This is a genomic window from Myceligenerans crystallogenes (genome assembly GCF_039529775.1).
In the GTDB taxonomy this organism is placed as follows: Bacteria; Actinomycetota; Actinomycetes; order Actinomycetales; family Cellulomonadaceae; genus Myceligenerans; species Myceligenerans crystallogenes.
In genome coordinates this window covers 182,910-195,723 of the sequence record NZ_BAAANL010000001.1, presented here as the reverse complement: position 1 = coordinate 195,723, position 12,814 = coordinate 182,910, and the positions used below count along the sequence as shown (strand labels likewise).

The 12,814-nt window shown below is 71.3% G+C and carries 9 protein-coding genes; 3 read left to right on the top strand and 6 right to left on the bottom strand.

All coding sequences use genetic code 11. From position 1 onward, the window contains the following. From ABD208_RS00740 to ABD208_RS00730, 3 genes are all read right to left on the bottom strand, one after another. Entirely contained in the window at window positions 1-1,071 is a 1,071-nt protein-coding gene (locus tag ABD208_RS00740) for an alpha/beta hydrolase (RefSeq protein ID WP_344098751.1), read from the bottom strand. Beyond that, a complete protein-coding gene (rhaI, locus tag ABD208_RS00735; RefSeq protein ID WP_344098750.1) occupies window positions 1,068-2,231 on the bottom strand; it encodes an L-rhamnose isomerase in 1,164 nt (387 codons plus the stop codon). The genes ABD208_RS00740 and rhaI overlap by 4 nt, the downstream gene beginning before the upstream one ends. A 181-nt stretch (window positions 2,232-2,412) precedes the next feature. Then, on the bottom strand, window positions 2,413-2,766 hold the full coding sequence (locus tag ABD208_RS00730; protein WP_344099983.1) for an L-rhamnose mutarotase: 354 nt from the start codon (window positions 2,764-2,766) through the stop codon (window positions 2,413-2,415). Window positions 2,767-3,045: 279 nt separating this feature from the next. Between ABD208_RS00730 and ABD208_RS00725 the strand changes: the two genes are divergently transcribed. Together ABD208_RS00725 and ABD208_RS00720 are read left to right on the top strand one after the other, a co-directional pair. Then, on the top strand, window positions 3,046-4,089 hold the full coding sequence (locus ABD208_RS00725) for a LacI family DNA-binding transcriptional regulator (protein ID WP_344098749.1): 1,044 nt from the start codon (window positions 3,046-3,048) through the stop codon (window positions 4,087-4,089). 171 nt (window positions 4,090-4,260) lie between these two features. Beyond that, entirely contained in the window at window positions 4,261-5,709 is a 1,449-nt protein-coding gene (locus tag ABD208_RS00720) for an APC family permease (protein WP_344098748.1), read from the top strand. 138 nt (window positions 5,710-5,847) lie between these two features. On the opposite strand, the gene ABD208_RS00715 is transcribed toward ABD208_RS00720, so the two are convergent. The 3 genes from ABD208_RS00715 to ABD208_RS00705 all read right to left on the bottom strand — a co-directional run bounded on the left by ABD208_RS00715 (window position 5,848) and on the right by ABD208_RS00705 (window position 9,646). Further along, window positions 5,848-6,924 (bottom strand): Gfo/Idh/MocA family protein, encoded by a 1,077-nt coding sequence (locus tag ABD208_RS00715; RefSeq protein WP_344098747.1) that lies wholly within the window; start codon window positions 6,922-6,924, stop codon window positions 5,848-5,850. A gap of 55 nt (window positions 6,925-6,979) precedes the next feature. Next, window positions 6,980-8,146 carry a Gfo/Idh/MocA family protein gene (locus tag ABD208_RS00710; RefSeq protein ID WP_344098746.1) on the bottom strand — a complete coding sequence of 389 codons (1,167 nt, stop codon included), beginning with the start codon at window positions 8,144-8,146 and terminating at the stop codon, window positions 6,980-6,982. 501 nt (window positions 8,147-8,647) lie between these two features. Next, complete coding sequence (locus ABD208_RS00705; RefSeq protein WP_344098745.1) at window positions 8,648-9,646, bottom strand: LacI family DNA-binding transcriptional regulator; 999 nt, start codon at window positions 9,644-9,646, stop codon at window positions 8,648-8,650. An 878-nt stretch (window positions 9,647-10,524) separates the two neighbouring features. Here ABD208_RS00705 and ABD208_RS00700 point away from each other — a divergent pair. Continuing rightward, window positions 10,525-12,690: an HNH endonuclease signature motif containing protein gene (locus tag ABD208_RS00700; RefSeq protein ID WP_344098744.1), complete on the top strand. Its 2,166-nt coding sequence runs from the start codon at window positions 10,525-10,527 to the stop codon at window positions 12,688-12,690. Window positions 12,691-12,814: the final 124 nt, after the last annotated feature.

Sequence of the window (12,814 nt, the reverse complement as noted above, 5' to 3'; positions counted from 1 at the left end):
TCAGCTCTGCTTCCTCGTGTGCTGCGGGGAGTCGTCGGGGGTGGTCTCGGGAGGTGGGCCGGCCGCGGGCGGCGAGGCGAGGACGACGTCGTCGGGCGCGGGCGACGGCTCGTGGGCCGTGCCGATCAGGGCGTCCGCGGTGAGCCAGGTGGCGATGCGCGCGATGCTGCGTGCCGCGCCCGGGGTACCGGGCTGGTTGAGGTGGCCGTGCCGCGTGCCGTCCTCCCGGACGAGGTACACGTCCACCCCGGCCGCCGCGAGCTCGGCGGCGTACGCCTGGCCGGACGAGCGCAGGGCGTCGCTGTCGGAGTTCAGCACGAGGTGCGGGGGCAGGCCCCGCAGGTCCTGACCGCCGGGAAAGGCGTAGGGGGACGACGACGGCCCGGGGTGGCCCAGGTAGTTGTCGTTGATGGCGAGCATCTGCGCGTCCCGGAAGTTCGCCTCCGCCTCGAGCAGCCCGGCCTTCTCGGCCAGTTCTCGCGAGGGTGCCGGGAGCTCGTAGTGCGCCACGGGATAGACCAGCACCACGCTGCGCGGCTGGGCCCCCGGTCCCGAGGCAGTGCCGTCCGCCGCGGCCGCCCTGCCGAGGGCGACGTCACGGAGGCGGAGGGCGGCCCCGCCGGCGAGATTGCCGCCCGCGCTCGTGCCACCGAGGGACCATCGGCCGGCCTCGACGCCGAACCGGCCGGCCGCCCAGCCGAACGCGAAGGTGACCTCGTCGTGCGGGACGGGGAAACGGACCCGGCCCGGCTGCGGGTCGGCGGGCGGCGTCCCGTCCCGGTAGTCGAACGCCGGCGCCAGGCGGTACCCGACGCTCGCGACGACGACGCCACGGGCCGCGAGCTCGCGGGCGACCCAGTCGGACTCGGCCATCTCCAGGTCGCCGTGCATGAACGCGCCGCCGTGGCACCAGACCAGCCCGGCGACCCGCGCGGCGGCGGGCGCCGGCTCGTACACCCGGATCCGGAGCTCGCCGTGCGGCCCGTTCACCACGTGATCGGTCACCAGGACCTGGCCGCGCGGGACGCGCTGCGCGCCCGCGACCGTCGTCGGCCCGGAGACCGCTGTCACGCGCCCCACCCCGCCTGGGCGCCGCCCACCCGCTCGGCGGCGATCTTCTCCGCGTAGCCCGAGGCGGCGAAGGCCGCCATCGGGTTCGGGTCGAGGCCCTGCTCCTCGCGGAGCTCCGCCAGGAGGGGGCGGGTGTCCGTGTTGTAGGCGTCCATGAGGACGGCGTTCGCGCCGAGCACGTCGCCCGCCTGCTGGGCCGCGGCCAGCGCGTCGGCGTCGACCAGCAGCGCCTTGGCCGTGGCCTCCTGCACGTTCATGACCGAGCGGATCTGGCCGGGGATCTTCGGCTCGATGTTGTGGCACTGGTCGAGCATGAAGTTGACGCCGGAGTCCGGGGCGAGGGCCCCGGCTGAAACGATCTCGTGCATGATCCGGAAGAGCTGGAACGGGTCGGCGGCGCCCACCATGAGGTCGTCGTCGGCGTAGAAGCGGCTGTTGAAGTCGAAGGCGCCGAGGCGGCCCTGGCGCAGCAGCTGCGCGACGATGAACTCGATGTTCGTGCCGGGCGCGTGATGGCCGGTGTCGAGGACGACGTCGGCGCGGTCGCCGAGCGCCATGCAGTGCAGCAGCGACGTGCCCCAGTCCGGGACATCGGTGGCGTAGAAGGCGGGCTCGAAGAACTTGTACTCCAGCACCATGTGCTGGTCCTCGTCGAGGCCCGCATAGATCTCGGCGAGCCCTTCGGCCAGGCGGTCCTGGCGGCCGCGGATCGAGTCCTGGCCCGGGTAGTTGAGGCCGTCGGCGAGCCAGACCTTGAGGTCCTTGGAGCCGGTGGCGCGCATGACGTCGATGCACCGCAGGTGGTGGTCGATCGCCTTGCGGCGGACGCCGGCGTCCGGGTTGCAGAGCGAGCCGAGCATGTACTCGTCGTCCTGGAAGACGTTCGAGTTGATCATGCCGATGGTCACGCCCAGGTCAGCGGCGTGCCGGGAGAGGTCGGTGAAATCCTCGACCAGGTCCCACGGGATGTGCAGGGAGACCCGCGGCGCGATGCCGGTGTACCGGTGCACCTGGGCGGCGTCGGCGAGCTTCTCGTAGGGATCGCGCGGGACACCCGGCTGACCGAACACCTTGAACCGGGTACCGGAGTTCCCGAAAGCCCAGGACGGCAGCTCGATGGTCTGGTCACGGAGTGCCGCCTTGGCGTTGTCGGGCGTCATCGGCACGGCTCCCTTCTCGCGCGACATCGCGCGGTGCGGCGGCGGATCATCTCCGCCTTGAAACGATTCAAGATGAGCGTAGCCCGACCTCCGGATCCAGGTCAAGCCATGACCAAACGGTACCCGGAAAGCGCTCGCCACAGGCGTCGGAACACGCCGCCACCAGGGACGAGACAGTGCGCTACCGCGTGGCGCCGGGAGACACGGGCAGGCCCGCGGCCGCGAGCTGGGCCTCCAGGTGGAACACCTCGTCGAGGATCACGAAGCCCTCGTCCGGGTTGCCGTCGTCGACGAAGAAGCCGCCCATCTCCGCCTGCCAGCGGGCGTTGACCTCGGTGGCCGCCATGCCGGCCTGGGCGGCGTCGTAGTCGTCGGTCTCCAGGACGCCGACCAGGAGGCCGTCGTCGCGCAGGTAGAGGTGGTAGTCGCGCCAGCCGGTGTCGCGCAGCGCCTCCAGCATCTCCGGCCAGACCGCGGCGTGGGCCGCGCGGTACTCGCCGAGGCGGTCGGGGCGGACCCGCGAGGTGAAGCACACGCGGCCGCGCCTCGCCGTCGTGTCGCCTTCCCGCGAACCGGCTGCTGCCGGGCCGCCTGCCGCCGCCTGACCGGCTGCCGCCAGGCGGCCTGCCGCCGGGTCGCCTCCGGCCACCGCGCTCACTGCCGCCGGTTCCGCTGCCGGGCCACCTCCGGGCGTGTCGCCCACCGCCGGACCGCCCGCCGTCGTCCCGTCCGTCATCGTCGACCTCCTCGTCGTTTTGAATCGGTTCAACACTACCGGACCCCGGCTTCGCCGAAACGTTCCATAATGGAAGGCATGGCCACCTCCACGAAGGCGTCGAGCCCGCCCCCGTCCCGTCGCCGGGCATCCATCACGGATGTCGCGAAGGCGGCCGGCGTCGCCGTCGGCACCGTGTCAAACGTTCTCAACAAACCCGACCGCGTCCTGCCCGCCACGCGCGAGCGCGTCGAGGCGGCCATCGCCGAGCTGAACTTCGTGCGCAACGGCTCCGCCCGGCAGCTCCGGGCGGGCACGCTGACCAGCGTCGGCGTCGTCGTCCTGGACCTGTCCAACCCGTTCTTCACCGACGCCGCCCGGGGCATCCAGGACAGGCTGGAGCGCGACTCGTTCACGCTCATGGTCGCGGGCTCGGACGAGGACCTGGACCGCGAGCGCCGCTACCTGCGCCTCTACGAGGAGCACGGCGTCCAGGGCGTGATCGTCAGCCCGGCCACGGACGACATCGACCACGTGCTGGCCATCCACGAGCGGGGCACGTCGGCGGTACTGCTGGACCGGCCGTCGCCGGTGCCGGAGGTGTCGTCGGTGGCGGTGGACGACGTCGCGGGCGGGCGGCTCGCCGTCGAGCACCTGCTGGCGCAGGGACACGAGCGGATCGCGTTCCTGAACGGCCCGCACACGATCCGGCAGTGCCGGGACCGCATGGCGGGCGCGGCGATGGCACTGGCCGACTCGGGCCGCGACCCGGGGGCGGCGCTCCTGGAGATCACGGTTCCGGCGCTGAGCCCGGACGGCGGCGAGGCGGGGATCCGGGAGGCGCTGGAACTCGCGCCGGACCGGCGCCCCACGGCCGTGTTCTGCGTGAACGACCTGGTGGCCCTGGGCGTGCTGCGCACGCTGCGCCGCGAGGGGATCCAGGTACCGGAGGAGATGGCGGTGGTGGGGTACGACGACGTCACGTTCGCCGCGGAGCTCGCGACACCGCTGACCTCCGTCCGGCAGCCCACGGTGGAACTCGGCACGCGGGCCGCCGACCTGTTGTTCCGACCGGAAGGAGCCGCCCCTGAGCAGGTGATGTTCGAGCCGCAGCTGGTGGTGCGGGAGTCGTCCACAAGGTAATTCCGGCCGACGAGCATGTCATTCCGGCTGATGGTCACGCTCCCACCGACCAAGATGGCATGGTCGACACCGTACTGGCGATTCCTATTGCCGAAGTTGACCCTTTTACGACAGGCTTGTTGGATCATCGGGGCAATGGGGCCCCGGATTTTTCGAGGCATGGAGGTCGTGATGAGTCAACAGGCTTCTTCGCAGAATCATGCGGCGCTCGGGGAGGAACCCACCGAGCTGCGACGGGTCATGGGGCCCAAGCTCCTGCTGCTGTTCATCGTCGGTGACATCCTGGGCACCGGCGTCTACGCCCTGACGGGCCAGGTCGCGAGCGAGGTGGGCGGGGCCGCGTGGGTGCCGTTCATCGTCGCGTTCCTGATCGCGCTGGTGACGGCGTTCTCCTACCTGGAGCTCGTGACGAAGTACCCCCAGGCCGCCGGGGCCGCGCTGTACACGCACAAGGCGTTCGGGGTGCACCTGTTCACGTTCATGGTGTGTTTCGCGGTGATGTGCTCGGGCATCACGTCGGCGTCGACGGCGTCGCGCGCGTTCGCGTCCAACCTGGCGGTGGGGTTCGGGCTGGACGAGACCAACGCCACGCTGATCATCACCGTCGCGCTGATCTTCATGGCGCTGGTCGCGGCGATCAACCTGCGGGGCGTCAGCGAGAGCGTGCGGGCGAACATCCTGCTCACGCTGGTGGAGCTGTCGGGTCTGCTGCTGGTGATCCTGGTCGGCTTCTGGGCGGCGTTCGCGGGGAACGCCGATTTCAGCCGGACGGTCGTCTTCGACAGCCCGGACGACAAGAGCGCGTTCTTCGCGGTGACGGCGGCGACGTCGCTCGCGTTCTTCGCGATGGTCGGCTTCGAGGACTCGGTGAACATGGCCGAGGAGACGCACGACCCGGTGCGCAACTTCCCCCGGATGATGATCACCGGCATCGGGATCACGGGGGTCATCTACGTGCTGGTGGCGATCATCTCCGTGGCGATCGTGCCGGTGGGTGAGCTGGGCGCCACCGACACCCCGCTGGTGACGGTGGTGGAGACGGCGCTGCCGGGCTTCCCCGCCGGTGACGTGCTGCCGTTCATCTCGATGTTCGCGGTGGCGAACTCGGCGCTGATCAACATGCTCATGGCGTCGCGGCTGCTGTACGGCATGGCGAAGCAGAACGTGCTGCCGTCGTTCCTCGGGAAGGTGGGGGCACGACGCCGCACGCCGTGGGCCGCGATCGTGGTCACCACGGTGATCTCGTTCGGGCTCATCTACTACGTGAGCATCGACCCGGAGAACGACGTCGTCGCCGCGTTGGGCGGGACGACGGCGCTGCTCCTGCTGGGCGTCTTCGCGATCGTGAACGTCTGCGTCCTGGTGCTGCGCCGGGACCGGATCGACCGCACGCACTTCCGGGCGCCGACGGTGCTGCCGATCATCGGCGCGCTGGCGTGCGCGTTCTTCGTCGGCCCGTGGACGGGGCGCGACCCGATCCAGTACCAGATCGCCGGATGGCTGCTCGCCATCGGGCTGTTCCTGTGGGTCCTCACCTTCATCACGAACCGCCTGCTCGGCCAGCCGACCCGCATCACGGACGAGCAGGCGATCCACGAACCGGAGGGCGGCGTGAACTGAGGCACGGCACGACGGGCGTCGCGGCACGACGGGCGTCGCGGCACGGGCGCGCGGGGCCGCGACGCTCGTCGCGACAGGCGACATCGCTCGCCGGATCAGGTCGGTTCCGGCGAGCGACGTCGATCGGCGGTGCGGGGGTCAGCGCGGCGTGAGGTCCGTCGCCCGCAGCTGGGCCTGGACGCTCAGTTCCGCCGCCTTGAAGGCGTGTTCTTGGGTCATCGCCGTCTCCGTGCCGTCCAGGCAGTCGCGGATGAGGCGGCCGAAGTACGGGAAGCCCACGTTCCCGTTCGCGACGAGGTGCTGCTCGCCGTCGTCGTTGACCAGGAAGACGTGGCCGCCGGCCTTCTCCGTGGCGACGTTCACGTACTTGCGCAGCTCGATGTAGCCGTCCGTGCCGAGGAGGAAGGTGCGGCCGTCGCCCCAGGTGGACAGGCCGTCCGGGGTGAACCAGTCGACGCGGCAGTAGCCGGTGGCGCCGTTGTCCATGACGATGTTGGCCTCACCGAAGTCGTCCAGGCCGGGGTGCTCGGGGTTGTGGTAGTTGGCGATCGCGGCGTGCGTCACCCTCGCGTCCTTCGCTCCCGCGTAGTGCAGCATCTGCTCGAAGTTGTGGCTGCCGATGTCGCACAGGATGCCGCCGTATTTCTCCTTCTCGAAGAACCAGTCGGGGCGGCCGGTCCCGAGCCGGTGCGGCCCGAGCCCCATGACCTGCAGCACCCGGCCGATCGCGCCCCGCTCCACGAGCTGGTCCGCCAGGACGGCGGCCTCGACGTGGAGTCGCTCGGAGTAGTAGACGGCGTACTTGAGCCCGGTCCGTGCCGTGGCCTCGCGGGCCGCGGCGAGCTGGTCGAGCGTGGTCAGCGGCGCCTTGTCCGTGAAGTAGTGCTTGCCGGCCTCGATGGCGCGCAGGCCCAGGGCGCAGCGCTCCGAGGTGACGGCGGCGCCCGCGACGAGGCGGACGGCGTCGTCGTCGAACACCTCCTGCTCGCTGCGCGCGACGCGCGCGCCGGGGAACTTGCCCCGGAAGACCTCGACCTTCGCGGGGTCCGGGTCGTAGACCCATGTCACGGTGCCGCCCGCGGCCTCGAGGCCCTCGCACATGCCGAAGATGTGCCCGTGGTCGAGGCCGATCGCGGCGAACGGGAAGTCGCCCGGGCCGACGACCGGGTCGGGGATGGGCTCGGGGGCGTAACTGGCGCCGCTGGTCGCGGTCATGGCTGTGCTCCTGGATCGTCGGGTCGTGCGATGGGTGGTGTGGCGGGGTGGCGGGCTAGCGGTCGCCGTCGTTGCTGCTGCCGACGACGATCGCGCCGGGGAGCTCGCCGACCGATGCCGTCTTGGCGAAGAAGCGCGGCGCGCGTTCGACGAGCGTGCCGGCGCGGTAGTACGGGTCGCCGGGCCGGAGCGGCAGGTCGACGGTGCGGCGTTCGATGCCGGCCTGGTAGATCGCGGTCACGAGCTCGATGGCGCGGCGTCCGTCGCCGCCGTCGATCGCGGGACGACGACGCCGTCGTACCGCGTCGAGCATGTCGCCGATCTGACCGTTGTGGCCGACGTGCTCCAGCGGGCTCCGGGCCGCGGCCAGATCCTCGATCCGGGCGACCAGCGCCGGGTCGCCGCCGGGCGCCGGGAAGCCGTTGGGCTCCGCCTGGGAGGCGACCACCTTCCACGGCTGGGAGACGCGTGCGTGCCGGCCGTGCACCACGATCGCCTGCTCCTCGCCGTGGTGCACCACCGAGCTCGTGACCTCGGCGAGCGCCCGTTCGTACTGCAGGACGGCCACCGACAGGTCCTCGACCTCGGCGTTCTCGTGGGCGGCGTTGGTCAGGACGGCGGTGACCGAGCTCGGCGCGCCGAGCATCCACAGGGTCAGGTCGAGGTGGTGGATGGCGTGGTTGAGCGTGCAGCCGCCGCCCTCGGACTCCCAGGTGCCGCGCCACCACAGGTCGTAGTAGGCGGTGCCGCGCCACCAGGACGAGTTCACCTGGACGTGCGAGACAGGGCCGGCGAGGCCGGAGTCGACGACCTCCTTGAGCGTGGCCATGTCGTCGCGGAAGCGGTTCTGGGCGACGACGGACAGCAGGCGGCCGCTCTCGGCGGCTGCGGCGATCATCGCGTCGCACTCCTCGAGGGACGGCGCCATCGGCTTCTCGACGAGCACGTCGACGCCGGCCTGCAGGGCCGCGATCGTCAGCTCGGCGTGGGTCGACGGCGGGGTCGCGATGCTGACGAGGTCGAGCTCCCCGGCCGCGAGCATGGCGTCGATGTGCTCGTAGGCGCGGACACCTGACAGCCCGAGCTCCGCGCACCGGGCCTCGGCCTTCCCGGGCACGATGTCGCAGGCCGCCACGACCTGGCACTCCTCCGGGAACCGGAGGTACCCCTCGACGTGCGCGGCGGAGATCCCGCCGGTCCCGACAATCCCGATCCTGAGCATGCTTCCTCCGTTGGACGCCCGTCGAACAAGAGCATCATACGTATGATGCGGGTTCAATCATGCCAGCCGGCGCGGGGCGGATGTCAAGCCCTCCACCTAGGGGCGGCACCGCGGTGCGTGGTGGATCAAGGGGGCGTGATCTGGCGTAGGTAGTGGTGGTGCGGTGGTGTGTGGCGTGGTGCCGCGTGGCGTGTGGGCACCTGGCAGGTGGGTGGGGTGCCTCGTGAGCGGGCGGTGCGGGCGGATGGGCGCGCGGGTACGCACGTGGGTGTGCACTTGGGCGCGCCCGTAGGTGCACGTGCCCGTGCACGAGTGGGCGGGCGGCGCGGGTGGGCGAGGCCGCGTGGTGACGCAGTAGCGCAGTGCCGCACAGTACGGAGGCGCGGAACCGCATAATGCGGTGCTGCGGCGCGCGTGGGTGCGGTGCCGCATAGCGTCAGGTGCGGTGCCGTAGGGCGCGGTGCCGTGGTGCCCGTGTCGGGATTCGCGGCACCCGAGGGTTCAGGAGCGGGCCGGGCCCGTGGACTCGCGCCAGAGGATCTGCTGGAGGGGGGCGGCGGGGGTCGGAGCGGGTTCGTCGCGGATCGCGGCGATCAGGCGGCGCATCGCGCGGGCGCCCGCCTCGCGGAAGTCGACAGTGATCGTGGTGAGAGCCGGGGTGGTGTACGCACCGAAGGTGGCGCCGTCCCAGCCGGTGACGACGACGTCACCCGGCACCTGCCACCCACGTTCCGACGCACCCCGCATCACGCCCAGGGCGATGTGGTCGTTGGCGGCGATCACCGCGAGCGGGGGCGCGTCGTCGGGCAGCGCGAGGATCGCCTCGCGTCCGGACTCGGGGGACCACGTGCCGACGATCTCGCCGAGCGACTCGACGTCGTCGTGCCGCCCGGTCTCCGCGACGTAGACGTCGCGACGGGCGCGTGCCGAGGCGAAGTCCGCCGGGCCTCCCACGTGCAGGAAGCGCCGGTGCCGGGCGTCGACCAGGGCCGCGATGACGTCGGCGAGCAGGCTCGCGTCGGCGAGTTCGCCGGTGCTGCGCATCCGCTCGTCGAGTGCGGTGACGGCGACGACGGGCGCGGCGCCGTCGTCCGTCGTGAGGCCGTCCGGGACGACCGGCAGGAACGTGAGAACGCCCTCGACCTGCCCGCTGCGCGCGAGTTCGACGACGCGATCGGTGCGGTCCTGGGCGGCGCCGCTGACGCTGTGCGTGTCGACGGCGTAGCCGGCCTCCACCGCCGCTTCGGCGGCGCCCGAGAGCATGCTCATGCGGACCTCGGCGGCCGTGCTGGTGACGACGGCGACCCGGCCGGACCGGCGGGTGCGCATCGACCGCGCGGCAAGATTCGGCCGGTAGCCCAGCTCCGCCGCGACGGCGAGCACGCGCTCGCGGGTCCTGGGCGCGATGGTCCCCTTGCCGGACAGCGCGTAGGACACCGTCGACTGCGAGACCCCGGCGGCCCGCGCGACGTCATGACTGTTGGGGCGACTGGCTGACACGCTCACAGTGTCCCCTCCCGGGCCCCGGGCCCGCAGCACCCTGGAGATGTGCCGCTCTCGCTGCGGAGACCCAGCGTGTCCCCTGCCTCGTCGCTCGTCCCCGCGAGCCATGGAGCGATCCTCACGTTGACCTCCTTCCGGGCTTGCCGGCCCGACCGGCTTGACCCTGCTTCCCAGCCTCCGAGCGGGTGCTTGATGCGGTCGGCGTCGGGAACGAGCGCCGGGGGCGCTGTTGGTCAGACACAGGACGATTCCCTTCTGTGCCGAGGTGAGGCACGGGCTGGCGATGGTGAATCCAGTACGAGGCTATCGTCTTCCTGCCGCCGATGATGTTTATCCACAGGTTCATTCTTGGAGTAGCAGGGAGTGTGATCCAGTCATAGGATCGAACAGACGGCGATCCAATAGACCGGCTGGGGGTGGGCACAGTGAGTGATGCAACGCCGGGCGACGGCATGTCACCGCAGGTATCGCACGGCGGCATGTCACGACCGCTGCCAGGCGACGGCGTGGCGCCGCAGCTGCCGAGCGGCCGCATGTCACGACCCGTGCCAGACGACGGCGCGGCACCGCGGAGGTCGAACGACGAGGCGCGGGGTGACGGAGTCCCGCCGCGGATTCCGGACGGCGGCGTGTCACTGCAGGCAGGTCTCGATGACGACGCTGTGGCGGGCCTGCTGGCCCGGGTGCGTGAGTGCGCGCCCGGGCCGGAACTCGCATCGCTGCTGGAAACCCTGACCACCGCGTCAAGCGTCGTGGAGGCCGCGGCAGGCCCAGTCGTGTCAGGCCCAGTCGTGTCAGGCCCGGTCACGCCGGGGGATTCGGTCACGCCGCGGCGTGATGGGGTGCTGTCGGGGTTGGATTCGGTGGAGTTGGGTGTGGTGATTGCTGGGGCGGAGCGGTTGGTGTCGTGGGCGCGGGCGGTCCAGGCGCGGGCCGGGGCGGTGCTTGTCAGGGAGCAGGGCGGGGTGATGGGTGTGGAGCAGGCGGCCACGATCGTGAAGGACCGGCTCAAGGTCACCGCGCGGGAGGGGAGTGAGGCAGTGATCCGCGCGCATGAGTGTGCCCGGTTCCCTCAGGTCCTGCACGCCCTGGAATCGGGGCAGGTCACCGCGCGTAAGGCCGACACGCTCCTGCGTGCCGGCCAGGGCCTGACCGAGCAGGAGCGTGCGGCCGCGATCGAGGTCCTGCTGCCTGAGGCCCCGTCACGAACCTGGAAATGGCTGTCGGACCAGCTCAACGCCCTGACCGTCCGCCTGCACGGATCCACCCTGGAGGTCCGCCGGGCCGAGGAACGCTCCAACGTGTGGCTCGAGATCGCCGGGCCCGGCATGGGCCTGCTGTCCGCGCTCCTACCCGCCAAGGACGCCGCCCGCGTCTACAACGCCGTCCAAGCCGGCTCCGACCAGCTCCTGCGCCTGCCCGGACAAACCCGCACCCGCGGCCAAGCCCGCGCCGCCGCCCTGACCTCCCTCATCACCGGCCGCATCATCCCCCACCCCATCGACGAACACACCAGCGACTCCAGCGACGACAGCCGCAACAGCGACACCAGTCACGGCCGCCAAGACCGCCTCGACCACCACGACCGGAGGGTTCCGGCCGGCGTGGACACGACGGCCGGGGACCCGAGCAGCGCAGCGGACGTCGGCACGACGCACGCGGATCAGGTCAGCCGCGACACCGACACCGCACAGGCCCGTCTCAGCGTCCCGGTGACCGCGCCCGGCATGCTCGTGGAACCGTCCACCGACACCGACCTCGTGCCCGTCCCCCACGAGGACGACGGCATCCTGTCCACCGCACCCCGACCGATCGACAACGCACCGCCTGCCGGTGAGGTCGGGGTCGTGATCCGCGGCATCGAGGTACCCGCCACGATCAACGTCGTCGTCCCCGCCACCGTCCTGGCCAACCCCGATGACCACACCCCCGGGATCCTGGACCACCTCGGCCCCATCCCCGCCGACCTCGCCCGCGAGATCGCCGCCGAAGGACTCTGGCGACGCCTGGTCACCGACCCCGTCACCGGAATCCTCACCGACTACGGCACCACCGCCTACCAACCCCCCGCCCACCTCCGCGACGCCGTGCGCCACCGCGACCGCACCTGCACCCACGACGGCTGCGACCGACCCGCCACCGGCTGCGACCTCGACCACATCGACCCCTACAACCACCAGCAACCCCAAACACCCGGCCAGCCACCACCCACCAGAGCCGACAACCTCCACGCCCTGTGCCGCACACACCACAACCTCAAAACCCTCGCCGGATGGGAAGTCCAACGCGACCCCGCCACCGGCACCGAACACTGGACCTCACCCACCGGCCACACCGCCACCTACCAACCCGAACCCACCGACCCACAGCACCGCTACCAGACCATCAACCAGATCCAGCTACCTGGCACCACCACACCAGGAACCGCCGAGCCAGGGACAGCAGGGACCGCCACCGCCACGGCAGGGACCGCCGCGTCAGGAACTACCGCACCCGACACTCACCTGCCCGAGAACAGCGCGCCCGAAAGTGACGTTCCCAAGGACGACCACCCGAACCACACGCCACCCACCGGCAACCCCGACCAACTGCAGTCCAGCGGCACGCGCGAGCGGCAGGAAGAAGACCCCAGCAGCCAGGACACCCACACCCCGGAGCAGCACGACACCACCTCCCAGAACTCGCAGCACACCAACACCACCGACGATCCGAACCCCCGCAAACCAGAAGGACACCCCACAGGGGATCGCGACCGGCGGCAAGCCGGCGGCACCAATGACCGGAACGCCAACAGGCAGCAACGGCAGGACACCACCAGCCCCGGGCGACAGGACCTCGGCGACGACAACGCCAGCCCCACCAAGCCCGAAGGCAGCTTCCGACAACCACCGATACCGGTACCGCAGCCGATCCCGCGACTGACCGTCGCCCGCCCACCCAAGAACCCCGCAACCCCGGCCTCCAGGACGACACCCCCGGCAACCTCGAGGGCGATCTCCCCGACCTCGAACAGCGACACCGACGCGCTACCACCGTTCTAGCTCGGACCGCCGGCGCATGGCTGGCACATGGCCCGGCGCATGGCCCGGCGCCGTGCCGGCCAGGCCACCTCGTCGAGATGAGACTCATCGAGATCACGAGGGCCCGAGCCGGCACCGCGCCGAG

What these genes read in the sequence shown, in the direction of transcription:
- ABD208_RS00710 (WP_344098746.1), bottom strand. Translation starts at nt 8,146, where the DNA reads ATGCTCAGGATCGGGATTGTCGGGACCGGCGGGATCTCCGCCGCGCAC.
- rhaI (WP_344098750.1), bottom strand. Translation starts at nt 2,231, where the DNA reads ATGACGCCCGACAACGCCAAGGCGGCACTCCGTGACCAGACCATCGAG.
- ABD208_RS00725 (WP_344098749.1), top strand. Translation starts at nt 3,046, where the DNA reads ATGGCCACCTCCACGAAGGCGTCGAGCCCGCCCCCGTCCCGTCGCCGG.
- ABD208_RS00720 (WP_344098748.1), top strand. Translation starts at nt 4,261, where the DNA reads ATGAGTCAACAGGCTTCTTCGCAGAATCATGCGGCGCTCGGGGAGGAA.
- ABD208_RS00715 (WP_344098747.1), bottom strand. Translation starts at nt 6,924, where the DNA reads ATGACCGCGACCAGCGGCGCCAGTTACGCCCCCGAGCCCATCCCCGAC.